The sequence below is a fragment of the Pseudomonas sp. Pf153 genome (assembly GCF_001269775.1).
In the GTDB taxonomy this organism is placed as follows: domain Bacteria; phylum Pseudomonadota; class Gammaproteobacteria; order Pseudomonadales; family Pseudomonadaceae; genus Aquipseudomonas; species Aquipseudomonas uvaldensis.
In genome coordinates this window covers 81,314-104,213 of record NZ_LHVL01000016.1, presented here as the reverse complement: position 1 = coordinate 104,213, position 22,900 = coordinate 81,314, and the positions used below count along the sequence as shown (strand labels likewise).

The following is a 22,900-nucleotide window of genomic DNA, read 5'->3' as shown; positions in this document are numbered from 1 at the left end:
AATCACTCATCCAAATACGGCTTATCCCAAATGAGCCAAGGCATGACGAAACGCCGGCGGCAGGTTGTCGCCGAACCGCACCCGGCCATCGGCCTGGGTGAAGATGCCCATGTTCGCCAGCCACTGCTCGAACTCGGGTGCCGGTTTCAGGCCCAGGGTCTGGCGCGCGTAGAGCGCGTCGTGGAACGAAGTGGTCTGGTAGTTGAGCATGATGTCGTCGGAGCCGGGGATGCCCATGATGAAGTTGATCCCGGCCACGCCCAGCAGGGTCAGCAGGGTGTCCATGTCGTCCTGGTCGGCTTCGGCGTGGTTGGTGTAGCAGATGTCACAGCCCATCGGCACGCCCAGCAGCTTGCCGCAGAAGTGGTCTTCGAGGCCGGCGCGGATGATCTGTTTGCCGTTGTACAGGTATTCCGGGCCGATGAATCCTACAACGGTGTTGACCAGGAACGGGTTGAAATGTCGCGCCACGGCGTAGGCCCGGGTTTCGCAGGTCTGTTGATCGACGCCGTGGTGGGCGTTGGCCGATAGCGCACTGCCCTGGCCAGTCTCGAAATACATCAGGTTGTTGCCGAGGGTGCCGCGATTCAGGCTCAGCCCGGCGTCGTAGCCTTCTTTCAGAATGTTGAGGTTGATGCCGAAACTGGCGTTGGCCGCTTCGGTGCCGGCGATGGACTGGAACACCAAGTCCAGCGGCACGCCACGGTTGGCCGCTTCGATGGAGGTGGTGACGTGGGTCAGCACGCAACCTTGGGTCGGGATGTCGTAGCGCTGAATGATGGCGTCGAGCATTTCCAGCATGGCGCAGATCGAGGCCGTGCTGTCGGTGGCCGGGTTGATGCCGATCATGGCGTCGCCGTTGCCGTAGAGCAGGCCGTCGAGGATGCTCGCGGCGATCCCGGCCGGTTCGTCGGTGGGGTGGTTGGGCTGCAGGCGGGTGGACAGCCGTCCGCGCAGGCCGAGGGTGCCGCGGAATTTCGTCACCACGCGGATTTTCTGCGCCACCAGCACCAGGTCCTGCACGCGCATGATCTTCGACACGGCAGCGACCATTTCCGGCGTCAGGCCCGGTGCGAGGGCGCGCAGACTCTGTTCGTCGGCGGCGTCGCTGAGCAGCCAGTCGCGAAAACCGCCGACCGTGAGGTGGCTGACGGCGGCGAAGGCTTGTTTATCGTGAGTGTCGACGATCAACCGGGTGACTTCGTCGGCCTCGTAAGGAATCAGCATTTCTTGCAGAAAATGGCTGAGGGGCAGGTCGGCCAGCGCCATCTGCGCGGCCACGCGTTCGCCGTCGTTGAGGGCGGCGACACCGGCCAGGAAATCCCCGGAGCGGGCCGGGCTGGCCTTGGCCATCAGGTCTTTGAGGCAGTCGAAGCGATAGGTCTGGGCGCCGACGGAATGGACGAATGCGGCCATGGGGCGATGTCCTCCTGGTTCTTATAATGAATTCAAATACAACACTGAACCCTGTGGGAGCGGGCTTGCTCGCGAATGCGGTATGTCAGTCGATGCATCTGCTGAATGACACACCGCATTCGCGAGCAAGCCCGCTCCCACAGGGGGACTGGGTTCCCATACAGAGAACTCAGCCCTGCTCACTTCAAATCCCCGTAAGCATAGCGTCCGTCGGGGCGCTGGAGCGTTGTTTGGCGGTCAGTTGGAAGTACAGGTAGCCAACGATCATGAACACCAGGAAGACCAGGCCGATCAACATGTTGAACCATGCCATGGCGATCAGGCACACCACCGCCAGGAACAGGGCGATGCCCGGCACGATGGGGTAGCCCGGGGCGCGGAAGGTGCGTTCCAGGTTCGGTTCGACCTTACGCAGGCGGAACAGGCTGAGCATGCTGATGATGTACATCACGATGGCGCCGAACACCGACATGGTGATCATCGCCGCCGTCAGGCTCATGCCCTGCAGGTTAACCAGGCCGTCGCTGTAGATCGCCGCGATGCCGATCACGCCGCCGGCCAGGATCGCCCGGTGCGGGGTCTGGAAGCGCGACAGTTTCGCCAGGCCCCGTGGCAGGTAACCGGCCCGGGCCAGGGCGAAGAACTGCCGCGAGTAGCCGAGGATGATGCCGTGGAAACTTGCCACCAGGCCGAACAGGCCGATCCAGACCAGCATGTGCATCCAGGTCGAATCGTTGCCGACCACTGCTTTCATGGCCTGGGGCAGTGGGTCGTTGATGTTCGACAGTTGCCGCCAGTCGCCGACACCGCCGGCCATGATCATCACGCCGATGGCCAGGAACACCAGGGTCAGGATGCCGCTGACATAGGCGCGGGGGATGGTGCGTTTCGGGTCCTTGGCTTCTTCGGCGGCCATGGCTGCGCCTTCAATGGCGAGGAAGAACCAGATCGCGAAGGGAATCGCCGCGAAAATGCCCGGAATTGAGGCGAGGCTGAATTCATTTGCACCAGACCAGCCGTTCAACACGAAGTTGCTGAAGCTGAAGCCCGGCGCGACCACGCCCATGAACACCAGCAATTCGGCGACCGCCAGCACGGTGACCACCAGTTCGAACGCTGCGGCGATGCTGACACCCAGGATGTTCAAGGTCATGAACACGATGTAAGCGCCAACCGCCGCCACTTTCGGGTCCAGGTCCGGAAACTGCACGTTGAGGTAGGCGCCGATGGCCATGGCGATGGCCGGGGGCGCAAAGACGAACTCGATCAACGTGGCGATCCCGGCGATCAACCCGCCTTTCTCGCCAAAGGCCCGTCGGCTATAGGCGAACGGCCCGCCGGCGTGGGGAATCGCGGTGGTCAGCTCGGTGAAGCTGAAGATGAAACAGGTGTACATCAGCGCCACCATGAGCGCGGTGATGAGAAAGCCCAGCGTGCCTGCGGTGCCCCAGCCGTAACTCCAGCCGAAGTACTCGCCGGAAATCACCAGGCCGACGGCGATACCCCATAAATGCAGGGTGCCGAGTGTAGGTTTGAGTTGGTTGGTAGTTGTCATAAGTCCTCTCTTGGTTTTTGATCTTTGGTGGACTTTCGGTGGTTGGGGTGTGGAGCGGGCACGCAAGGGTTATGCCAGGGCTGTGGGGCATTGGTTTTGTGGTGTTAAGTGAGGACGCCATCGCGAGCAGGCTCGCTCCCACAGGGGATTCGTGTAGCCCACACAATCCCTGTGGGAGCGAGCCTGCTCGCGATGGCGGTCTTAAGGGCGACCCAGGAACATCTGAATCGCCCCAGAGCTTAGAAGAACCCCAATGGATTAATGTCGTAACTCACCAGCAAATTCTTGGTTTGCTGATAATGATCGAGCATCATCTTGTGGGTTTCGCGACCCACGCCGGACTTCTTGTAGCCACCGAACGCGGCGTGGGCCGGGTAGAGGTGGTAGCAGTTGGTCCACACACGACCGGCTTTGATCGCCCGGCCCATGCGGTAGGCACGGTTGATGTCGCGGGTCCAGAGGCCGGCGCCGAGGCCGAACTCGGTGTCGTTGGCGATCGCCAGGGCTTCGGCTTCGTCCTTGAAGGTGGTGATGCTCACCACCGGGCCGAAGATTTCCTCCTGGAACACGCGCATTTTGTTGGTGCCCTTGAGCAGGGTCGGCTGGATGTAATAACCGCTGGCCAGGTTGCCCTCGAGTTTTTCCACCGCACCGCCGGTCAGCAACTGCGCGCCCTCTCCCTTGGCGATTTCCAGGTACGAGAGGATCTTGTCGAACTGCTGCTCGGACGCCTGGGCGCCGACCATGGTGTCGGTGTCCAGCGGATCGCCGCGTTTGATCTGCTCGATTTTCTTCATCACCACTTGCATGAATTCGTCGTAGATCGACTCCTGCACCAGGGCGCGGGATGGGCAGGTGCAGACTTCGCCCTGGTTGAAGAATGCCAGCACCAGGCCTTCGGCGGCTTTTTCGATAAAGCTTGGCTCGGCCTGCATGATGTCTTCGAAGAAGATGTTCGGCGACTTGCCGCCCAGTTCCACCGTGGATGGAATGATGTTTTCCGCAGCGCATTTCATGATGTGCGAGCCCACCGGCGTCGAGCCGGTGAAGGCGATCTTGGCGATGCGTTTGCTGGTGGCAAGGGCTTCGCCGGCTTCTTTGCCGAAACCTTGCACCACGTTGAGCACGCCGGGTGGCAGCAGGTCGCCGATCAGTTCCATCAGCACGCTGATGCCCAGCGGGGTTTGCTCGGCAGGCTTGAGCACCACGCAGTTACCGGCGGCCAGGGCCGGGGCGAGTTTCCAGGCGGCCATCAGCAGCGGGAAGTTCCACGGGATGATCTGCCCGACCACGCCCAGCGGTTCATGGATGTGATAGGCCACGGTGTTGCCGTCGATCTCGGCCGCCGCGCCTTCCTGGGCCCGCAGGCAGCCGGCGAAGTAGCGGAAATGATCCGCCGCCAGAGGGATGTCGGCGTTGAGGGTTTCGCGCACGGCCTTGCCGTTGTCCCAGGACTCGGTGATCGCCAGTGTCTCCAGGTTTTGCTCGATGCGGTCGGCGATTTTCAACAGAATCAGCGAACGGGCCTGGGCCGAGGTGGCGCCCCAGGCATCAGCGGCGGCGTGGGCGGCGTCCAGGGCTTTTTCGATGTCTTCGGCTGTGGAGCGCGGGAATTCGGCAATGGGCTGGCCATTGACCGGGGAAGTGTTGGTGAAGTACTGACCTTTGACAGGCGCGACGAACTCGCCGCCGATGTAGTTACCGTATTTGCTCTTGAACGAAACGATAGCGCCTTCAGTACCGGGGTGAGCGTAACGCATGGTGAGTTCTCCTTGGCTTTTGTGCTTATTAGGGAGCTGCGCAATCAAGCGCTGGTACAAGCCTAGAGCAAAGGTTGGGCCATTGCCTTGCAAGGCCCGGAAATCAAGGACTTGAGGGGAGTTCATCGGACGGACGGGCGCCACCCCGTGACGATAGCGATACAGAGAGTGTGACACTTTGTGCCATTGCTGATACAGCGGGTGACTGGCGGGTCGCGCCAGCATTGCATTGCGGGTTGGGCTGGAGGATGCTGGGCATTCCACGGAGGATGCAGGACATCTTTGTGAAGGATGCCGGGCGCTTGTGGGAGCAAGGCTTGCCCGCGATGAACGATGACACGGATTTCCTTTTGGATCGTGTCGAGGCCATCGCGGGCAAGCCTTGCTCCCACAGATAACAGCGGGAGAATAATAAAAAATGCACAGCAACCATTTGAGCCGCCACGCCCAGCAAGTCCTGACGGTCACCCAGGGCAAGGCGCATCTGCAGGGCCCTGGCAGCGATCCATCGATAGCCCGTTCCTGGCTGCGTTGCCTGGAGGATTATCACCTCGATCCGGCGCAGAATCTGGCGCCGACGGTGTTGGAGCATGGTCGGGTGCTGGAAAGCCGCGAGCGCCTGCAGCAGGTGTTGCACATCGCCGGCACGGAAATGACCAGCCTGCATCAACAATTGTCCGGCGCCGGCCACGCGGTGTTGCTTACCGATGCCCGGGGCGTGATTCTTAACTGCGTCACCGCGCCCAGCGAACGCAAGATTTTCGAACGGGCCGGCCTTTGGCTCGGCGCCGACTGGAGCGAAGCCTGCGAAGGCACCAACGGTATCGGCACCTGCCTGGTGGAGCGCCAGGCCCTGACCATTCACCAGGAAGAACACTTTCGCGGTCGCCACACCGGCCTGACCTGTTCGGCAAGCCCGGTGTTCGATCCCCATGGCGAGCTGCTGGCAGTGCTCGACGTCTCCTCGGCCCGGCCCGAGGTGTCCCGCCAGAGCCAGTTCCATACCATGGCTTTGGTCAATCTCTCGGCAAAAATGATCGAGAGCTGCTATTTCCTGCGCTGCTTCGACAATCAATGGCTGTTGCGCTTTCACCTGCAAGCCGAATCCGTGGGGTTGTTTAGTGAGGGACTGCTGGCATTCGACGGCGAAGGACGGATCTGCGCGGTCAACCAAAGTGCCCTCAATCTGCTGGGACACCGGCGTGCTGGCTTGCTGGGCCAACCGGTGGAGGCGTTTTTTGACTGCTCCCTGGACGAGCTGCTGGGCCGCGCCAGTGCCCAGGCCAGCGCCAGTTGGCCATTGCACACTCGCGACGGGCGCCACTTGTTCGCGGTGCTCCGCGGCCAGCCACGCAGCATGCCGATGCCGGTCGTTCCCGCGATCAAAGTCATCGAACCACCCAAGTCGCCAGGTATCTGCCTGGCGGATGCGACGCTGCAGGCGCATTTTCGCAAGGCCCTCCGGGTGTTCGAGCGCGATGTTCCGTTGCTGATCCACGGTGAAACCGGCTCCGGCAAAGAAGCATTCGCCAAGGCTGTGCATCAGGCCAGCCAGCGCGCCGGCAAGCACTTTGTGGCCCTGAACTGTGCGGCCATCCCGGAAAGCCTGATCGAGAGCGAGTTGTTCGGCTATCGCGGCGGCAGTTTTACTGGCGCCCGCAAGGAAGGCATGCGCGGCAAGCTGCAACAGGCCGATGGTGGCACGCTGTTCCTTGATGAAATCGGCGACATGCCTCTGGCCTTGCAGACCCGTTTGCTGCGAGTGCTGGAGGACCGCCAGGTGGTGCCCATTGGCGGCGAACCCGAGGCGGTCGACGTGCGCATCATCAGCGCTACCCACCGGCAATTGCTTGAACGGGTGCAGGACGGCAGTTTCCGTGAGGACTTGTACTATCGGCTCAACGGCCTGGAAATCCCCTTGCCGGCGTTGCGCGAGCGCAGCGACAAGGCGCAGTTGCTGGACTTTTTGCTGGCCGAAGAAAGCGGCGACGAGACGGTGATCCTTGACGAACCGGCGCGTCAGGCCTTGCTGGCCTTCGACTGGCCGGGCAACGTACGGCAACTGCGCAGTGTGCTGCGTACCCTCGCCGCGTTGTGCGAGGGCGGGCGGATTGGGGTGGAGGATCTGCCGGCAATGATTCGCCAGGCACGGCCACCGGCGCAGGACACCGCGCCACCCGAGCATCCATTGGAAAGCGCCGAGCGGCTGGCGTTGCTCAATGCGCTGGAGCAGACGCGCTGGCATATGACCAACACGGCACAGCAGTTGGGCATCAGCCGTAACACGCTGTACAGGAAGTTGCGCAAGCATGCGATTGCTCGCTGAGCACCGATTCCACAGCCACTGAAAATCCCCTGTGGGAGCGGGCTTGCCCGCGAAGGCGGTAGGCCAGCCGATGCATCTGTTGAATGACCACCGCATTCGCGAGCAAGCCCGCTCCCACAGTGATCGGCGGTGCTTTGCGGCCTGTGAGTATCAGTCGAGACCAAACACAAGGTGCGATTTCCCCCTCCCTACGCTAACCTGCGGCCATGTTTTACGAGGTCGACTATGCACATCCATATTCTCGGTATTTGCGGCACTTTCATGGGTTCGATGGCGGTCCTGGCCAAGGAGCTGGGCCATCATGTGACGGGTTCCGACGCCAACGTCTACCCGCCGATGAGCACGCAGCTGGAAGCCCAGGGCATCGAGCTGACCCAGGGCTATGACCCGGCGCAGCTGGATCCGGCGCCGGACCTGGTGGTCATCGGCAATGCCATGTCTCGAGGCAACCCGGCGGTGGAGTATGTGCTGAACAAAGGCCTGCCGTATGTGTCCGGGCCGCAGTGGCTGGCCGATCACGTGTTGCAGGGCCGTTGGGTCCTGGCCGTGGCCGGTACGCACGGCAAGACCACCACCAGCAGTATGTTGGCCTGGGTCCTGGAGCACGCCGGCATGAGCCCGGGCTTCTTGATCGGCGGCGTGCCGCAGAATTTCTCGGTGTCGGCGCGCCTGGGGGGCACGCCGTTTTTTGTGATCGAGGCCGATGAGTACGACAGCGCGTTCTTCGACAAGCGCTCGAAATTCGTCCATTACCGCCCGCGCACCGCGATTTTGAATAATCTTGAATACGATCACGCCGACATCTTCCCCGATCTGCCGGCCATCGAACGGCAATTCCACCATCTCGTCCGTACGATCCCGAGCGAAGGCCTGGTGATTCATCCGACCACCGAGCCGGCTTTGCAGCGGGTGATCGAGATGGGCTGCTGGACTCCGGTGCAGACCACCGGCGCGGGCGGGCAGTGGCAGGTAAAATTGCTCAGCGACGACGGTTCGCAATTCGAAGTGATGCTCGAGGGCGTGTCCCAAGGCGTGGTCGAGTGGGAACTGACCGGCCAGCACAACGTCGCCAACGCCCTGGCCACATTGGCCGCGGCTCGTCATGTTGGCGTGGTGCCGTCCATGGGCATCGCGGCGTTGAGCGCGTTCAAGAGCGTCAAGCGCCGCATGGAGAAAGTCGCGGAAGTGCGCGGCATCACCATTTACGACGACTTCGCCCACCACCCGACCGCCATCGCCACCACCCTCGACGGCTTGCGCAAGCGCATCGGCGATGCGCCGCTGATCGCCATCATCGAGCCGCGCTCCAACTCCATGAAGCTCGGTGCTCACCGTGATGGCCTGCCGGAAAGCGTGGTGGATGCCGATCAGGTGATCTGGTATTCGCCGGCCAACCTGGGCTGGGACCTGGGCGCCACCGCCGCACTGTGCACGGTGCCGTCGATTGTCAGCGATTCGCTGGAAGGCATCATCGAGCGGGTGAAGAGCCAGGCCCAACCCGGCACCCACGTGGTGATCATGAGCAACGGCGGCTTCGGCGGCCTGCACGGCAAACTGGCCGAGGCGCTGCGATGAGCAACGGTCCGGAACGCATCACCCTGGCGATGACCGGTGCATCCGGCGCCCAATACGGTCTGCGGCTGCTTGATTGCCTGGTGCGGGAAGATCGCGAGGTGCACTTTTTGATCTCCAAGGCGGCGCAATTGGTGATGGCGACGGAAACCGATGTCACCCTGCCTCCCAAGCCCCAGATGATGCAGGCGTTCCTCACCGAGTACACGGGGGCGGCGGCGGGGCAGATCCGGGTGTATGGCAAGGAGGACTGGATGTCGCCGGTGGCTTCAGGCTCCGGTGCTCCGGCGGCGATGGTGGTGGTGCCGTGTTCCACCGGCACGTTGTCGGCGATTGCCACCGGCGCCTGCAACAACCTGATCGAACGGGCGGCGGACGTGACACTCAAGGAGCGCCGGCAGTTGATCCTAGTGCCTCGGGAAGCGCCGTATTCGAGCATTCATCTGGAGCACATGCTCAAGTTGTCGAACATGGGCGTGACCATTTTGCCGGCTTCGCCGGGTTTCTATCACCAGCCACAGACCATCGATGACCTGATCGATTTCGTGGTGGCGCGGATTCTCAACCTGCTGAATATTCCTCAGGACATGCTGCCGCGCTGGGGTGAACATCATTTGAGCAGCGATGAATAAACTGCTGGTGGTGCTGCTGGCGCTGCAATTGACCGGCTGCGCCACCGCCCGGACCCTCGACGCCGCCAAGCCCGGCGCGCCCGTGGTGTATGCCGGGACGCGCTTGGATCTCTATGCCCTCAACGGCGGCTGCTGCGCCAAGGACCGTTTTGGCGCCGAGGCACCGAGCTACCCTGGTGTCGATCTGCCGGGCAGTGCGTTGCTCGATACGTTGTTATTGCCGTTGTCGTTGTTTACGGCGATGGGGGTGGGGTTTCAGGCGACTGGCGGTATGTGACGCCGCTGAACTTGGCGATGGGATTTTCCTCGTGGGAGCAAAGCTTGCTCGCGATACAGCCGCCTCGATTCCAAGGCAGAACCGCGTAAATTTCATCGCGGGCAAGCCTTGCTCCCACAGCTTGCCCCACGGATAAATCCAAAACTGTTCCGGCAGCGACTGAATTATTTACCCAACTTACGCAACTCATCCGATTCGACCACCCGTACCCCGTCCTGCTCTTCCAGCGCCAGGCGCCACATGGCGCGGGCCAGTTGGCAGGCTTCGATGCCGTGGTATTTGCCCGGAATCAGCTTCGACAAGGGGCCGGCCAGTTGCTCGGCCAGACGCGGTTCGACCCGTTCGCCCAGCAGCAGGGATGGGCGGCAGATGGTCAGTTGCGGCCAGCCTTGGGCCTTGAGTGCCGCTTCCATCTCACCTTTGACCCGGTTGTAGAAGATCGATGATTTCGCATCCGCCCCGAGGGCGCTGATGACGATCAGGTGTCGCGCCCCCAGTTCCCGGGCGCGCTTGGCAAACGCCACCACCAGATCCAGATCTACCGCGCGAAAGGCCTGCTCTGAACCGGCTTTCTTGATGGTCGTACCCAGGCAGCAAAAGGCGATGTCGACCTGGCCGCTGAGTTGCGGCAGGACCTGGGCCGGCTCCCCAACCGGATTTTCCAGGTGTGGATGCTCGGCCAATGGCCGACGCGAAGGTGCCAGCACGCGCGTGATAGTCGGTTCGTTGAGCAGCCGGTCCAACAGGTGTTCCCCGGTCAACCCGGTCGCTCCGGCGAGCAAAACATGCTGAGGCGTCAAGTACATAGTGTTTCCCCCTTGATACGATTCAGCTTAGTTGCTCTTTTTGCCCTCGTCGTTCAGTCCGGCACTTTGCAATGCTTTTCGTGCCTGCTGTTTGCGCAACAGTTGCCAGTGGGAAAGAACCGTCCGTGGCGCCCAGATCTGCGGTTCGGAGGCTTCGAAGTTGTCCGCCTGCTCCCGTTCGGCGACGGTGGCCTTGGCCAGCTTGAAGGCTTGTTCCAAGTCGTCGGTCTGGTTCAGGGCCTGGGCGAACAGGGCATCACCGAAGTAGGTGAAGTTGGCTTCTTCGGAGCAACCGAAGGACACCCGGTCCGCCCGCGAAGCGGTCATGACCAATGTGCGGTCATCCTTGAGTGCCGGGATGAAGCCGCCGGAATAGCAGGCCGAGATCACCACGATCTTGTCGCGGTTCTTCAGCGGCGCCAGGGCTGCAGCCAACTCATCGGCGGGCAGGTCGGCCAGTTCCATGCGCGGCTGGTCGAGGACCAGTTCATGTTCACTGGTGCCGTGGCTGGTCAGGTAGATGAAGACCAGGTCTTCGGGGCCACTGCGCTCGGCCAGGGCGTTGACGGCACGGCGCAGGCTTTCGCGCGTGGCCATGGGGCGGTCGCCCAAGTGATCGCGGTGGTTGACCAGGCGAATCTGGCCGAATGCGCCAAAACGGCTGGCGAGCATGTTGGAGACATAGTCCGATTCGCGCAGGAACACGCTCTGCTTGCCATCGCCGCCCAAGGTCAGGCTGTACAGCTCGACCGCGGGTGTCGAGGCCGGGATCTCGGCCAGCGCGTCGTCCAGCAGACGGCCTTGGGCCAGCAGGCCGAGTTCAAGCACATCCGGTAGCAACCGGCCGTTTGCGTCGCGTACCCGCTGGCCGTTGGCCCAAGTGCCGTCCTGCACAGTGCCGTCGGTCAGCACCAGGGTGCCGCGTCCGTGATAAGCGTCGTTGTCGAACTGGCCGATATAAAAACTGCCGTCAGGCAGGTTCAGGCGGCCTTGGCCGGTAAAGCGCCACTCTTTGAATTGGCCGAGGTAATGGCTGCCATCGGCACCGATCAACTCGCCTTTGCCTGTGAGCGCGCCTTCCTTGAACAGGCCGATCCAGACATCGCCATCGGCATTTTCGTAGCGCCCGCGCCCGTCGAGCTGGTTGTTCTTGAAGCCGCCGACATAGACATCGCCATCGGCGCTGTTGAAGGTGCCTTTACCCTGGAGCTGACCGTCGACGAAATGCCCGGTGAACTGGTTACCGGCGGCGTCGAAGCGCTGGCCCTCGCCGTTGGGCTTGCCGTTGACGAATGGGCCCTGGTACTGGCTGCCGTCGGCAAGTTCCAGGCGTCCAAGGCCCGCATAGCGGTCGGCCTTGAACTCGCCGCGGTAGGTCACGCCGTTTTCCTTGAGGGTGCCTTCGCCGTCGCGCCGGCCCTGCTTGAAACCGCCGGTGTAGCTGCTGCTTGGCGTGGTCAGGCTGCCCTGGCCATGGAACAGGCCCTGCTGGAACTGGCCGCGATAAACCTCGCCATTGCTACCATGCCATTCCCCGGTGCCATGCCACTGGCCTTTGTCGAACTGCCCGGCGTACCAACTGCCGTTGGGGTAGTCGACGCGCCCCTGGCCTTGCAACAAGCCGTTCACCAGGTCGCCGCGATAGCGTCCGCCGTCAGGCAGGCGCGCATCGGCTGGCAGCAACGATTCGCTGTCGCCACAGGCGGTCAGCAACAGAGTCAGGGTCAGAGGAACGAGTAAGCGCATAACGGGATCCAGGTAATCAGGCCACGAGTATGCCGCAGCCGAGCCTTCTGGATATAGAGAAGCGGTGCGAAACTGCCTGGGCGGTTTCGCTTCCGCCCGGGTTTACACGAAGCAGAGCGACAGGGGTTCGGCGATGTAGGCAGGTTTTTCCGAGCCTTCGATTTCCAGCGTGGCGGTGGCCTTGAGCAGCCATTGGCCGGGTTTTTTCTCGGTGGCGTCCACCAGGTCGACCTTGAGGCGGACCTTGGAATCGACTTTCACCGGTTGGATGAAACGCACGCTGTCCAGCCCATAGTTGACCACCATCTTCACGCCCTCGGGCAGGATCAGGATGTCTTCCATCAGCTTTGGCATCAGCGACAACGACAGGAACCCGTGGGCGATGGTGCTGCCGAATGGAGTCTGCGCGGCCTTGACCGGATCGACGTGGATGAACTGAAAGTCGCCAGTGGCTTCCGCGAACAGGTTGATGCGGTCCTGGTCGATGGTGAGCCATTCGGAACGTCCAAGTTCCTTGCCGACATAATCTTTGAGCGCTGCAACAGGCACATAGGGCATTGAGACTCTCCTTGGTTCATCGGTTTATCTTTTTTGAAACGGCGGCTTCGGCCCCCGGAGAACCACTGTAGATCAACATGACGGACCGGGCAGGTCATCGACCATGCTTTTTACGAATGCCGGGTCATAGCGCGGGCATGCTTATAATGCGGGCGCTTTCATTTGAGTAAGTGTTGGGGAGAGAGCGGATGTTGCTACGGGGCCTGACCTGGCTGGTGCTGTTCCAATTGCTGGGCACCGCCATCAATCATTTGTTCTTGCCGATACTGCCGGGGCCGATCATTGGCCTGCTGCTGTTGCTGGTTTATCTGGTCATGCGTGGCGAAGTCAGCGAGCCGTTGAGCCTGGCCGCCAGCAGCCTGTTGCGTTACCTGCCCTTGCTGCTGGTGCCGCCAGCGGTGGGGGTGATGGTCTATGCCCGGGCCATAGCCGCCGACTTCTGGGCCATCGTCGGTGCACTGACGCTGTCACTGATTCTGTCCGTGGCCCTGACGGGGATATTGATGCAGCGCCTGGCCAGACGCCACGCCCCTGCGCCGGAGGAAACGCAATGATGCTCGACTGGCAGGGCGCCTGGGTCTCGGTGATCCACCATCCGCTGTTCGGCATCGGCATTACCCTGGGTGCCTATCAATTGGTGCTGGCGGCTTTTGAAAGGACCCGCTGGATATTCCTGCAACCGGTGCTGATGTCCATGCTGTTGTTGATCGGCGTGCTGGTCGGTTGTGGCATTACCTATGCCGAATACCGCAAGAGCACCGAGATCCTCAGCATTTTGCTGGGCCCGGCCACGGTCGCCCTGGCGGTGCCGTTGTATTTGAACCTGCGACGCATCCGACAATTGTTCTGGCCGATTTTTACTACGCTGGTGATAGGCGGGGTGTTCGCCACCGGCTCCGCGGTACTGCTGGGGTGGGCGTTTGGCGCCGACCACATGATCCTGATGACCATGGCGCCCAAGTCGGTGACGTCACCGATTGCCATGCTGGTGGCCGAGCAGATCGGCGGGGTGGCGGCCATGGCGGCGGTGTTTGTGCTGATCACCGGGGTGCTTGGGGCCATCCTGGGGCCAGGCATCTTGAATCGACTGGGGGTGCGCAGCCCCGAAGCTCGCGGTATGGCATTGGGCCTGACGGCCCATGCGGTGGGCACTTCGGTGGCGTTGCAGGAAAGCGAGGAGTCCGGCGCCTTTGCGGCGCTGGCGATGAGCCTGATGGGCGTGGCCACGGCGGTGTTGCTGCCGCTGGTCGTATCGATGACCGTCTAAGGAATTGGGTTATGACGTTGCCGCTGTTTCCGTTGAACACCGTACTGTTCCCCGGTTGCATCCTCGATCTGCAGATTTTCGAGGCGCGCTACCTCGACATGATCGGGCGTTGCATGAAGCAAGGTGAGGGCTTTGGCGTGGTGTGCATCCTCAATGGCGAGGAAGTCGGCATCGCGCCCGAGGGTTATGCGCGGGTTGGCTGCGAGGCACTGATTACCGATTTCTCTCAGCAGGACAACGGCCTGCTGGGCATCCGCGTGCAGGGTGGACGGCGTTTTATCGTGCACAGCAGCCATGTACAGCCGGACCAATTGACGGTCGCTGAGGTGGAGTGGCTGGAAGATGAACCGGAACAACCGCTGCAGGACGAAGACGCCGACCTGGTCGCACTGCTCAAGGCCCTGGCCGAGCATCCGATGGTCGAGGCCCTGAACATGGGCACCGAAGCGACCGGTCAGCAATCGCTGGCCAATCAACTGGCGTATCTGTTGCCGTTCAATGAACTGGACAAGATCGACCTGTTGCAACTGGATGACCCGCAGCAGCGGTTGGATGCGATCCAGGCGCTGCTCGATGAGTTGCAGGGCGAGCTGTTCGCCTGAAACCACTGAACTCTGTGTTTATGGGACTGTGCTCAATAGGCATACCTCAACATCCCATGAGGCAAATGCCGCAACGCAAAGAAACTGAACGCCGCCACCAGCGCCGGCAGGATCAGCCACCAGATCTTCGGTGACATCGCCGGCAGCGGCGCCTGACGCTGGCTCAGCCACAGCATGGCAGCGCAGACGCAGGCAGCGAGCATGGCGCCGGCCAGCACGTCGCTCGGCCAGTGGACGCCCAGGTAAACCCGCGACAGGGCAATCGCCAGTGCCGGCAAGCAGCCCAGCAGCAGCCAGGTCAGCCGCAGGCGGGGCGGCTGTCCGCGGCCGGCCAGCACGGCGAGCGCCAGGAACATCGCGAACGAACCGGAGGCATGGCCGCTGGGCATGCTATAGCTGGTCAGCGGCTCGGTGAGGATTTCCGGGCGCACCCGGGCGAAGAACTGCTTGAAACCGGTGTTCGCCAGGGCGGTGATCAACATCGTGGCGCCCGCAAAGATTGCCTGGCGCCATTGGCGCGCCAGCAACAGCAAAGCCGTCAGCAGGGCGCTGAAAATCAACATGTAGCGGAATTCGCCGATCAGCGTGAAGGTCACGGCGATTTCGTCCAGGGTCGGGCTGCGGTGCTCCTGGACCAGGGCCATCAGCCCCTGATCGAAGGCGGCCAGGTAGCGGAAACCGATGAACAGCCCGATCAGGATTACCAGGCCGAGGCCGGCGATCAGCGCCGCGGCGTGCCGATGACGGCGCAGGCTGCTATTGACGCTCAGCCCGATCATCACGGCGATGCTGCCGATGACGATGCCGGCCTGGGGCCAGAATCCTTCGGGCAATGGCAGGCGAAACGCCGCGCCAGTGGCCCAGCCCGGTAGCAGGTATGCCACACTCCAGCCGGATGCGGCCAGAAGGCTGACGGCGGCAAAGCGCGGGAACGGCATGTCACACATCCCGGCCACCATCGGCAGCATCGGCCTGAGCGGGCCGATGAAACGTCCCACCAACAGGCTGGCGATGCCGTAGCGCTGGAAATAGGTTTCCGCCGCGCCCATCCATTCCGGATGATGCCGCAGCCCCGGCAGCCGCCGGATGTTCTGGTGAAAATGCCGCCCGAGGTAGTAAGACACCAGATCCCCGAGCAAGCCCCCCAGCAAGCCGAGCAACAGCGTCTCGCCCAGCGACAGAGCGCCGCTGCCAGCCAGCACCGCCACCGCAAACAGCAACACGGTTCCCGGCACGATCAACCCGGCGATGGCCAGGCACTCCACGCACGCAACGATGAATACCGCCACCGCCAGCCATTGTGGATTGGCAGCCAGCCAGCCAGTGACGCTATCGAGCCATGGGCCCATAAGAACAACTCCATTGAATAGTGAACGGCGTATGGACTTTCTGCACTACATCACCCTGTGGGAGCGGGCTTGCTCGCGAAGGCGGTGTATCAACCACCATCAATTCTGCTGACCCGACGCTTTCGCGAGCAAGCCCGCTCCCACAACGGATTTGTGTGGTCTCATTCAGGACAGCAAAAAATAATCACGCCCCTCGACCTGCCCCCGTCGCAGCGGGTTGCGGGTGCACCATGGCGCGTACGCAGCGTCGACGAAGCGGTAGGGCAGATGCTCATCGCGTCCCAATGGGATGCCCAGGCGGGTGGTCTGGATCACATTGACGGTCGGCACGCCGACGTCTTCCACCAGCAGGCGTTCCGGGTCGAAACGCTTGGCGTCCCACTCCGGTACTTTGAGGCCCAGGGCCTTGCACAGCAGGGTCTGGCCGGCGCAGAGCTTCTGTGGCGTACGCGGGCGGCCCTGAGCGTCGGGGTTGTTCAACAGCATCTGCGCCAGGCTTTCCGGGCCGGAAACTCCGTCGATCCACGGGTACGCCGATTTGATCAACACGGCGTTGCCCGGGCCCTGGGCGCTGAAATTCAACGAGTCGCCGCCCCGGGCGTAGTACATGTAGATATGCCCGCCATCCAGAAACAAAGCCTTACGTTTTTCCGTGTAGCCCAGGGAGGCGTGGCTGCCTTTTTCGGCGAAGTAATAGGCTTCGGTTTCGATGATCCGTGCGCTGAGCCAAAGACCCCCGACCTTGTGACGAATCACTTTGCCCAGAAGCTCCTGGGCCAGCATCTGGGCGTCGCGGTCAAAAAAGGCGTGGGGCAGGGCGTTTGGCGAAGGTGGCGAGTCGGTCATGGCGATGGACGAAGTGAGGCCAAAGGAAGCGCGATCATAGCAACGCAAATCTTAATCACCGCTGAATGGGTGAAATTTGTGCCGGTTTTGCTCTTCCGCCGGTCACCGCTGCGAGTCCACGCTGTTAGTCGAGGGTTACGACAGTTATAATCTGCCGCTTTCTCCCTCGCCAAGACCACACAGACCATGACTGAGTCCGTTCTTGACTACATGACCCGCCTGGGTCGCGCCGCCCGCGAAGCGTCGCGCATCATCGGCCGTGCCAGCACCGCGCAGAAAAACCGCGCCCTGCAAGCCGCCGCCAATGCGCTGGACGCCGCTCGCGTCGAGTTGTCCGCCGCCAACGAACTGGACCTGGCCGCCGGTCGGGCCAATGGCCTCGAGCCGGCCATGCTCGAACGCCTGGCGCTGACTCCGGCCCGCATCGACGGCATGATCGTCGGCCTGCGGCAGGTCGCGGCGTTGCCGGACCCGGTCGGGGCGATCCGCGACATGAACTATCGCCCGTCGGGTATCCAGGTCGGCAAGATGCGCGTGCCCCTGGGCGTGGTCGGGATCATCTATGAGTCGCGGCCGAACGTGACCATCGATGCGGCGAGCCTGTGCCTGAAGTCCGGTAACGCGACCATCCTGCGGGGCGGTTCCGAGGCGATTCATTCCAACCGTGCCATTGCCACCTGCATTCAGCAGGGCCTGGCCGAGGCCGGTCTGCCGGCCGCCGTGGTGCAAGTGGTGGAAACCACCGACCGCGCTGCCGTCGGCGCGTTGATCAGCATGCCCGAGTTCGTCGATGTCATCGTGCCTCGCGGTGGCAAGGGCCTGATCGAGCGGATCAGCCGTGACGCCCGCGTGCCGGTGATCAAGCATCTGGACGGCATCTGCCACGTCTACGTCAGCGCGCACGCCGACCTGCCGAAAGCCCAACGCATCGCCTTCAACGCCAAGACCTACCGCTATGGCATCTGCGGCGCGATGGAAACCCTGCTCGTAGACCAGGCCGTGGCCGAACAATTCCTGCCGTCGATGGCCGCCCAGTTCCGCGAAAAAGGCGTCGAACTGCGCGGTTGCGAGCGCACCCGGGCGATCATCGAGGCGCAAGTGGCCACGGACGAAGACTGGGACACCGAATACCTGGCGCCGATCCTGTCGATCCGCGTGGTGGACGGGTTGGATGAAGCCATCGAGCACATCAATCGTCATGGTTCGCACCACACCGACTCGATTGTCAGCGAGCACCAGGGCGAAACCCGGCGCTTCGTGGCGGAAGTGGATTCGGCGTCGGTGATGATCAATACCCCGACCTGCTTCGCCGACGGTTTCGAATACGGATTGGGCGCCGAGATCGGCATTTCTACTGATAAGCTGCATGCCCGCGGCCCGGTGGGCCTCGAAGGGCTGACCTGCGAGAAGTACATCGTAGTCGGCGACGGCCAGTTGCGCGGACAGGAGCCAGCCTGACTTGGGCGACCTCGACCCACTGGCCTCTATGATGACGCCCGCTGTGACGGTGACCACCGCGTCAAAGCGCATCGGCATCCTGGGCGGCACGTTCGACCCGGTGCACATTGGCCATTTGCGCGGTGCACTGGAAGTGGCCGACGCCCTGGGGCTCGATGAGCTGCGTCTGGTGCCCAGCGCCAGACCGCCTCATCGGGATGTGCCGCAGGTGTCGGCCCAGGACCGCCTGGCGATGGTCGAGCGAGCGGTGGACGGCGTAACGCCGTTGGTGGTGGACGCCCGCGAATTGCAGCGGGACAAACCGTCCTATTCCATCGACACCCTGGAGCTGATGCGCGCCGAACTGGCCGCGCAAGACCAGGTTTTTCTGCTTCTGGGCTGGGACGCATTTTGCGGCCTGCCCACTTGGCATCGCTGGGAAGAGTTGCTCCAGCACTGCCACATCCTGGTGTTGCAACGCCCGGATGCCGACAGCGAGCCGCCGGATGCCTTGCGCAACCTGCTGGCGGCGCGCTCGGTGAGCGACCCGCTGGCCCTGAAGGGGCCGAGCGGACAGATTGCATTCGTCTGGCAGACGCCGCTCGCGGTATCCGCCACCCAGATCCGTCAACTGCTGGCCAGCGGTAAGTCGGTACGTTTCCTGGTGCCCGACGCGGTCCTGGCCTACATCGATGCGCACGGGCTGTACCGTGCGTCGAACTGAACAAGGCGTGCTTCACTGACACGAACCACCGTGCACGAAGTGCCCCGAACACATGAGCAAAACGAGTTTTATATGACGAACAAAGACGCAGTAATCGAGAACCCGATGGTCAAAGTGATCGTCGATGCCCTGGAAGACGTGAAGGCCCAGGACATCCAGGTTCTGGATGTTCGCGAAAAGCAAAGCATCACCGACTACATGATCATCGCCACCGGTACCTCCAATCGCCAGATCAACGCGATGCTGGAAAAGGTCCGTGAAGAGGTGAAGAAAAAAGGCCTCAAGCCCCTGGGTGAAGAAGGCAAGGGCGACAGCGACTGGGTGCTGCTGGACCTGGACATCGCCATCGTGCACATGATGACCGCCTCGGCACGCCAGTTCTACGACCTGGAGCGCCTGTGGGCCGGTGCCGAGCAGAGCCGTGCGGCCGATGCCCGTCACCACAGCCCGGAAAACACCCATGAGCACTTCACCAAGCTCAACAAAGACCAGCAATAAGGGATCGCTGTGCGACTGCGCCTGATCGCCGTCGGTTCCCGCATGCCCAAGTGGGTGGAAGAAGGCTGGCACGAGTATGCCAAGCGTCTTCCGTCCGAGCTGGCCCTGGAACTGGTGGAAATTCCGCTCAATACCCGTGGCAAGAATGCCGACGTGGCGCGCTTCATCCGCCAGGAAGGCGAAGCCATGCTGGCCAAGGTCGGGCCGAACGAGCGCATCGTCACCCTGGAAGTCCACGGCAAGCCCTGGAGCACCGAGCAACTGGCGGTGGAACTGGACCGTTGGCGGCTGGATTCGCGCACGGTGAATTTCATGGTCGGCGGCCCGGAAGGGCTGGCGCCGGAAGTCTGTGCCCGGGCTGACCAGCGCTGGTCGTTGTCGCCGCTGACGTTGCCGCACCCGCTGGTGCGGATCCTGATCGGTGAACAGTTGTACCGTGCCTGGACAGTCCTGTCCGGGCACCCTTACCACAAGTAATCCTGCCTCATGCCCCAGCCGATCCGCATCAAGGACCACGAAAAAGACGCCCGCCTGGTGCGCAGTCGCGTCGTGTTCGGTGCTATCACTGTGGTGGCGCTGATTGGCGTGCTGATCGCACGGCTCTATTTCCTGCAGGTCATCCAGTACGACTATCACTCCACACTGTCGGAAAACAACCGGGTGCATGTCCAGCCGATTCCGCCGACTCGCGGGTTGATCTTCGACCGCAATGGCGTGGTGGTGGCCGATAACCGGCCCAGCTTCAGCCTGAGCATGACCCGCGAGCGTTCCGGCGACTGGCAGAAGGTGCTCGACGTGATCGTCGAAGTGCTGCAGCTCACGCCCGAGGATCGGGCCATCTTCGAGAAGCGCATGCGCCAGGGACGGCGACCGTTCGAGCCGGTGCCGATCCTGTTCGAGCTGACCGAAGAACAGATCGCCCTGATCGCGGTGAACCAGTTCCGCCTGCCCGGCGTCGAGGTGGTGGCGCAGTTGGTCCGGCATTATCCCCAGGGGCCGCACTTTGCCCACTCGGTCGGCTACATGGGGCGGATCAACGAGAAAGAGCTCAAGACCCTCGATCCGGTCAACTACAGCGGTACTCACCATATCGGCAAGACCGGTATCGAGCGCTTCTACGAGGCCGAGCTGCACGGCCAGGTGGGCTACGAAGAGGTCGAAACCAACGCCCGTGGCCGCGTGCTGCGGGTGCTCAAACGCACCGACCCGATTCCCGGCAAGGACATCGTGCTGAGCCTGGACATCAAGTTGCAGGAAGCCGCCGAAGCGGCGCTGGGCGGGCGCCGGGGCGCCGTGGTGGCGCTGGACCCGAACACCGGCGAGGTGCTGGCGATGGTCAGCCAGCCGAGTTTCGACCCGAACCTGTTCGTCACCGGTATCAGCTTCAAGGCTTACGCCGAACTGCGCGACTCCATCGACCGGCCGCTGTTCAACCGCGTGCTGCGCGGCCTGTACCCGCCGGGCTCGACCATCAAACCGGCCGTGGCGATCGCCGGGCTGGATGCCGGCGTGGTGACCGCGTCGAGCCGGGTCTACGACCCTGGCTACTACATGCTGCCCAACTACGACCACAAGTACCGCAACTGGAACCGCACCGGCGACGGTTATGTGGATCTGGAAACGGCGATCATGCGTTCCAACGACACCTATTTCTATGACCTGGCCCACAAGCTGGGGATCGATCGACTGTCGTCCTACATGAATAAGTTCGGTATCGGTCAGAAGGTGTCCCTGGACATGTTCGAAGAATCCCCCGGCCTGATGCCATCGCGGGAATGGAAACGGGCGACCCGTCGCCAGGCGTGGTTCCCCGGCGAGACCCTGATCCTTGGTATCGGCCAGGGTTATATGCAGGCCACGCCATTGCAATTGGCCCAGGCCACCGCGCTGGTGGCAAGCAAGGGCAAGTGGCACCGGCCGCACCTGGCCAAGACCATCGAGGGCCAGCCCCCCGTCGACCCGGATCCGATGCCGGACATCGTGCTGCGTAATGCTTCGGACTGGCAGAAGGTCAACAACGGCATGCAACAAGTCATGCACGGCGCCCGGGGTACGGCCCGCAAGGCCGCAATCGGCTCGCCCTACCGGATTGCCGGCAAGAGCGGTACGGCCCAGGTGGTCGCCATCAAGCAGGGCGAAAAGTACGACCGGTCCAAGGTCCAGGAACGCCATCGCGACCATGCCCTGTTCGTCGGTTTTGCCCCGGCCGAGAATCCCAAGATCGTCGTGTCGGTGATGGTGGAGAACGGTGAGTCCGGTTCCGGCGTCGCCGCGCCGGTGGTGCGTCAGGTCATGGACGCCTGGCTGCTGGATGAGCACGGTCAGCTCAAGCCTGAATTCGCAAGCCCTATCAGCGCGGAGGCTACGGCCCGTGAAGAGTAATTTCGACCGGATCCTCTCCAGCGAAGACGTGATGCGCCGTCGCGCCACCCTGCTGCAACGCATGCACATCGACGGACCATTGCTGATCCTGCTGTTGATCCTGGCCGCCGGCAGCCTGTTCGTCCTGTATTCGGCCAGCGGCAAGAGCTGGGACCTGCTGGCCAAGCAGGCCACTTCGTTCGGTATCGGCCTGGTGTCGATGATCGTCATTGCGCAGTTGGAGCCACGTTTCATGGCGCGCTGGGTGCCCCTGGCCTATGTCATCGGCGTGAGCCTGCTGGTGGTCGTGGATGTGATGGGCCACAACGCCATGGGCGCCACACGCTGGATCAACATTCCCGGGGTGATTCGCTTCCAGCCTTCGGAGTTCCTCAAGATCATCATGCCGGCGACCATTGCCTGGTACCTGTCCAAGCGCTCCCTGCCGCCGCAGCTCAAACATGTGTGCATCAGTCTGTTGCTGATCGGCATCCCGTTCATCCTGATCGTGCGCCAGCCGGACCTGGGCACCTCGCTGCTGATCCTGGCCGGTGGCGCCTTCGTGCTGTTCATGGGCGGACTGCGCTGGCGCTGGATCCTGAGCGTGATCGCGGCCGCCGTGCCGGTGTCGGTGGCCATGTGGTACTTCGTGATGCACGACTATCAGAAACAACGGGTCCTGACGTTCCTCGACCCGGAAAGCGATCCGCTGGGCACCGGCTGGAACATCATCCAGTCGAAGGCGGCCATCGGCTCGGGCGGTGTGTTCGGCAAGGGCTGGTTGATGGGCACCCAGTCGCACCTGGACTTCCTGCCGGAAAGCCATACCGACTTCATCATCGCGGTGATGGGCGAGGAGTTCGGCCTGGTGGGCATCTGCCTGCTGCTGCTGATCTACCTGTTGTTGATCGGCCGCGGCCTGGTCATCACTGCACAGGCCCAGACCCTGTTCGGCAAATTGCTGGCGGGCAGCCTGACCATGACGTTTTTCGTTTATGTTTTCGTCAACATCGGTATGGTCAGTGGCTTGTTGCCCGTGGTGGGGGTGCCGTTGCCCTTCATTAGCTACGGAGGAACTTCGCTGGTGACGCTACTGTCAGCGTTTGGGGTTTTGATGTCGATTCATACCCACCGCAAGTGGATCGCGCAGGTTTGAATAAGGTGAAGA

At 62.5% G+C, this 22,900-nt stretch carries 20 protein-coding genes and 1 pseudogene; 13 read left to right on the top strand and 8 right to left on the bottom strand.

Going from position 1 to position 22,900, the window contains the following annotated elements:
• Positions 1 to 21: 21 nt before the first annotated feature.
• From AD666_RS11555 to AD666_RS11545, 3 genes are all read right to left on the bottom strand, one after another.
• Entirely contained in the window at positions 22 to 1,416 is a 1,395-nt protein-coding gene (locus AD666_RS11555; RefSeq protein WP_053151818.1) for an ethanolamine ammonia-lyase subunit EutB, read from the bottom strand.
• A gap of 184 nt (positions 1,417 to 1,600) precedes the next feature.
• Positions 1,601 to 2,971, bottom strand: coding sequence for an ethanolamine permease (gene eat / locus AD666_RS11550; RefSeq protein WP_053151816.1), 1,371 nt, complete (start codon positions 2,969 to 2,971; stop codon positions 1,601 to 1,603).
• Positions 2,972 to 3,210: 239 nt separating this feature from the next.
• Entirely contained in the window at positions 3,211 to 4,731 is a 1,521-nt protein-coding gene (locus AD666_RS11545; RefSeq protein ID WP_053151814.1) for an aldehyde dehydrogenase family protein, read from the bottom strand.
• Positions 4,732 to 5,149: 418 nt separating this feature from the next.
• Here AD666_RS11545 and AD666_RS11540 point away from each other — a divergent pair, with 418 nt between their 5' ends.
• The 4 genes from AD666_RS11540 (at position 5,150) to AD666_RS11525 (ending at position 9,538) form a co-directional block, all read left to right on the top strand.
• A complete protein-coding gene (locus tag AD666_RS11540) occupies positions 5,150 to 7,057 on the top strand; it encodes a sigma-54-dependent Fis family transcriptional regulator (protein WP_053151812.1) in 1,908 nt (635 codons plus the stop codon).
• 225 nt (positions 7,058 to 7,282) lie between these two features.
• On the top strand, positions 7,283 to 8,632 hold the full coding sequence (gene mpl, locus AD666_RS11535) for a UDP-N-acetylmuramate:L-alanyl-gamma-D-glutamyl-meso-diaminopimelate ligase (RefSeq protein ID WP_053151811.1): 1,350 nt from the start codon (positions 7,283 to 7,285) through the stop codon (positions 8,630 to 8,632).
• Positions 8,629 to 9,261: a flavin prenyltransferase UbiX gene (gene ubiX / locus AD666_RS11530; protein WP_053151809.1), complete on the top strand. Its 633-nt coding sequence runs from the start codon at positions 8,629 to 8,631 to the stop codon at positions 9,259 to 9,261. The genes mpl and ubiX overlap by 4 nt, the downstream gene beginning before the upstream one ends.
• Positions 9,254 to 9,538: a YceK/YidQ family lipoprotein gene (locus tag AD666_RS11525; protein ID WP_053151808.1), complete on the top strand. Its 285-nt coding sequence runs from the start codon at positions 9,254 to 9,256 to the stop codon at positions 9,536 to 9,538. Before ubiX ends, AD666_RS11525 begins: the two co-directional genes overlap by 8 nt.
• A gap of 164 nt (positions 9,539 to 9,702) precedes the next feature.
• Here the strand turns inward: AD666_RS11525 and AD666_RS11520 are convergent, their stop codons facing one another.
• From AD666_RS11520 to AD666_RS11510, 3 genes are all read right to left on the bottom strand, one after another.
• Positions 9,703 to 10,344: an oxidoreductase gene (locus AD666_RS11520; RefSeq protein WP_053151806.1), complete on the bottom strand. Its 642-nt coding sequence runs from the start codon at positions 10,342 to 10,344 to the stop codon at positions 9,703 to 9,705.
• 27 nt (positions 10,345 to 10,371) lie between these two features.
• The gene (locus tag AD666_RS11515) at positions 10,372 to 12,090 is read right to left on the bottom strand and encodes a C13 family peptidase (protein ID WP_053151803.1); all 1,719 of its coding nucleotides are present in this window, start codon (positions 12,088 to 12,090) and stop codon (positions 10,372 to 10,374) included.
• Between the two features lie 102 nt (positions 12,091 to 12,192).
• Complete coding sequence (locus AD666_RS11510) at positions 12,193 to 12,648, bottom strand: MaoC family dehydratase (RefSeq protein WP_053125683.1); 456 nt, start codon at positions 12,646 to 12,648, stop codon at positions 12,193 to 12,195.
• A gap of 188 nt (positions 12,649 to 12,836) precedes the next feature.
• Between AD666_RS11510 and AD666_RS11505 the strand changes: the two genes are divergently transcribed.
• From AD666_RS11505 to AD666_RS11495, 3 genes are read left to right on the top strand one after another with little or no spacing between them, the layout of a single operon-like run.
• The gene (locus tag AD666_RS11505) at positions 12,837 to 13,202 is read left to right on the top strand and encodes a CidA/LrgA family protein (protein WP_053151801.1); all 366 of its coding nucleotides are present in this window, start codon (positions 12,837 to 12,839) and stop codon (positions 13,200 to 13,202) included.
• The gene (locus AD666_RS11500; RefSeq protein WP_053151799.1) at positions 13,199 to 13,915 is read left to right on the top strand and encodes an LrgB family protein; all 717 of its coding nucleotides are present in this window, start codon (positions 13,199 to 13,201) and stop codon (positions 13,913 to 13,915) included. Before AD666_RS11505 ends, AD666_RS11500 begins: the two co-directional genes overlap by 4 nt.
• 11 nt (positions 13,916 to 13,926) lie before the next feature.
• Entirely contained in the window at positions 13,927 to 14,517 is a 591-nt protein-coding gene (locus AD666_RS11495) for an LON peptidase substrate-binding domain-containing protein (protein WP_053151797.1), read from the top strand.
• A 32-nt stretch (positions 14,518 to 14,549) separates the two neighbouring features.
• Here the strand turns inward: AD666_RS11495 and AD666_RS11490 are convergent, their stop codons facing one another.
• Positions 14,550 to 15,866 carry a bifunctional DedA family/phosphatase PAP2 family protein gene (locus AD666_RS11490; RefSeq protein WP_053151796.1) on the bottom strand — a complete coding sequence of 439 codons (1,317 nt, stop codon included), beginning with the start codon at positions 15,864 to 15,866 and terminating at the stop codon, positions 14,550 to 14,552.
• Positions 15,867 to 16,031: 165 nt separating this feature from the next.
• Positions 16,032 to 16,712, bottom strand: coding sequence for a DNA-3-methyladenine glycosylase (locus AD666_RS11485; protein ID WP_053151793.1), 681 nt, complete (start codon positions 16,710 to 16,712; stop codon positions 16,032 to 16,034).
• A gap of 186 nt (positions 16,713 to 16,898) precedes the next feature.
• On the opposite strand from AD666_RS11485, the gene AD666_RS11480 reads away from it, so the two are divergent.
• From AD666_RS11480 to rodA, 6 genes and pseudogenes are all read left to right on the top strand, one after another.
• A complete protein-coding gene (locus tag AD666_RS11480) occupies positions 16,899 to 18,170 on the top strand; it encodes a glutamate-5-semialdehyde dehydrogenase (protein ID WP_053151791.1) in 1,272 nt (423 codons plus the stop codon).
• Between the two features lie 28 nt (positions 18,171 to 18,198).
• Complete coding sequence (gene nadD / locus AD666_RS11475) at positions 18,199 to 18,873, top strand: nicotinate-nucleotide adenylyltransferase (protein WP_053151969.1); 675 nt, start codon at positions 18,199 to 18,201, stop codon at positions 18,871 to 18,873.
• Between the two features lie 105 nt (positions 18,874 to 18,978).
• Positions 18,979 to 19,371, top strand: a pseudogene (rsfS, locus tag AD666_RS11470) (ribosome silencing factor); the annotation flags it as partial.
• A gap of 9 nt (positions 19,372 to 19,380) precedes the next feature.
• Positions 19,381 to 19,848: a 23S rRNA (pseudouridine(1915)-N(3))-methyltransferase RlmH gene (gene rlmH / locus AD666_RS11465; RefSeq protein WP_003185785.1), complete on the top strand. Its 468-nt coding sequence runs from the start codon at positions 19,381 to 19,383 to the stop codon at positions 19,846 to 19,848.
• 9 nt (positions 19,849 to 19,857) lie between these two features.
• Complete coding sequence (mrdA, locus tag AD666_RS11460) at positions 19,858 to 21,753, top strand: penicillin-binding protein 2 (RefSeq protein WP_053151787.1); 1,896 nt, start codon at positions 19,858 to 19,860, stop codon at positions 21,751 to 21,753.
• A 31-nt stretch (positions 21,754 to 21,784) separates the two neighbouring features.
• Positions 21,785 to 22,888 (top strand): rod shape-determining protein RodA, encoded by a 1,104-nt coding sequence (gene rodA, locus AD666_RS11455; protein ID WP_053151966.1) that lies wholly within the window; start codon positions 21,785 to 21,787, stop codon positions 22,886 to 22,888.
• The last annotated feature ends 12 nt before the right edge of the window (positions 22,889 to 22,900 follow it).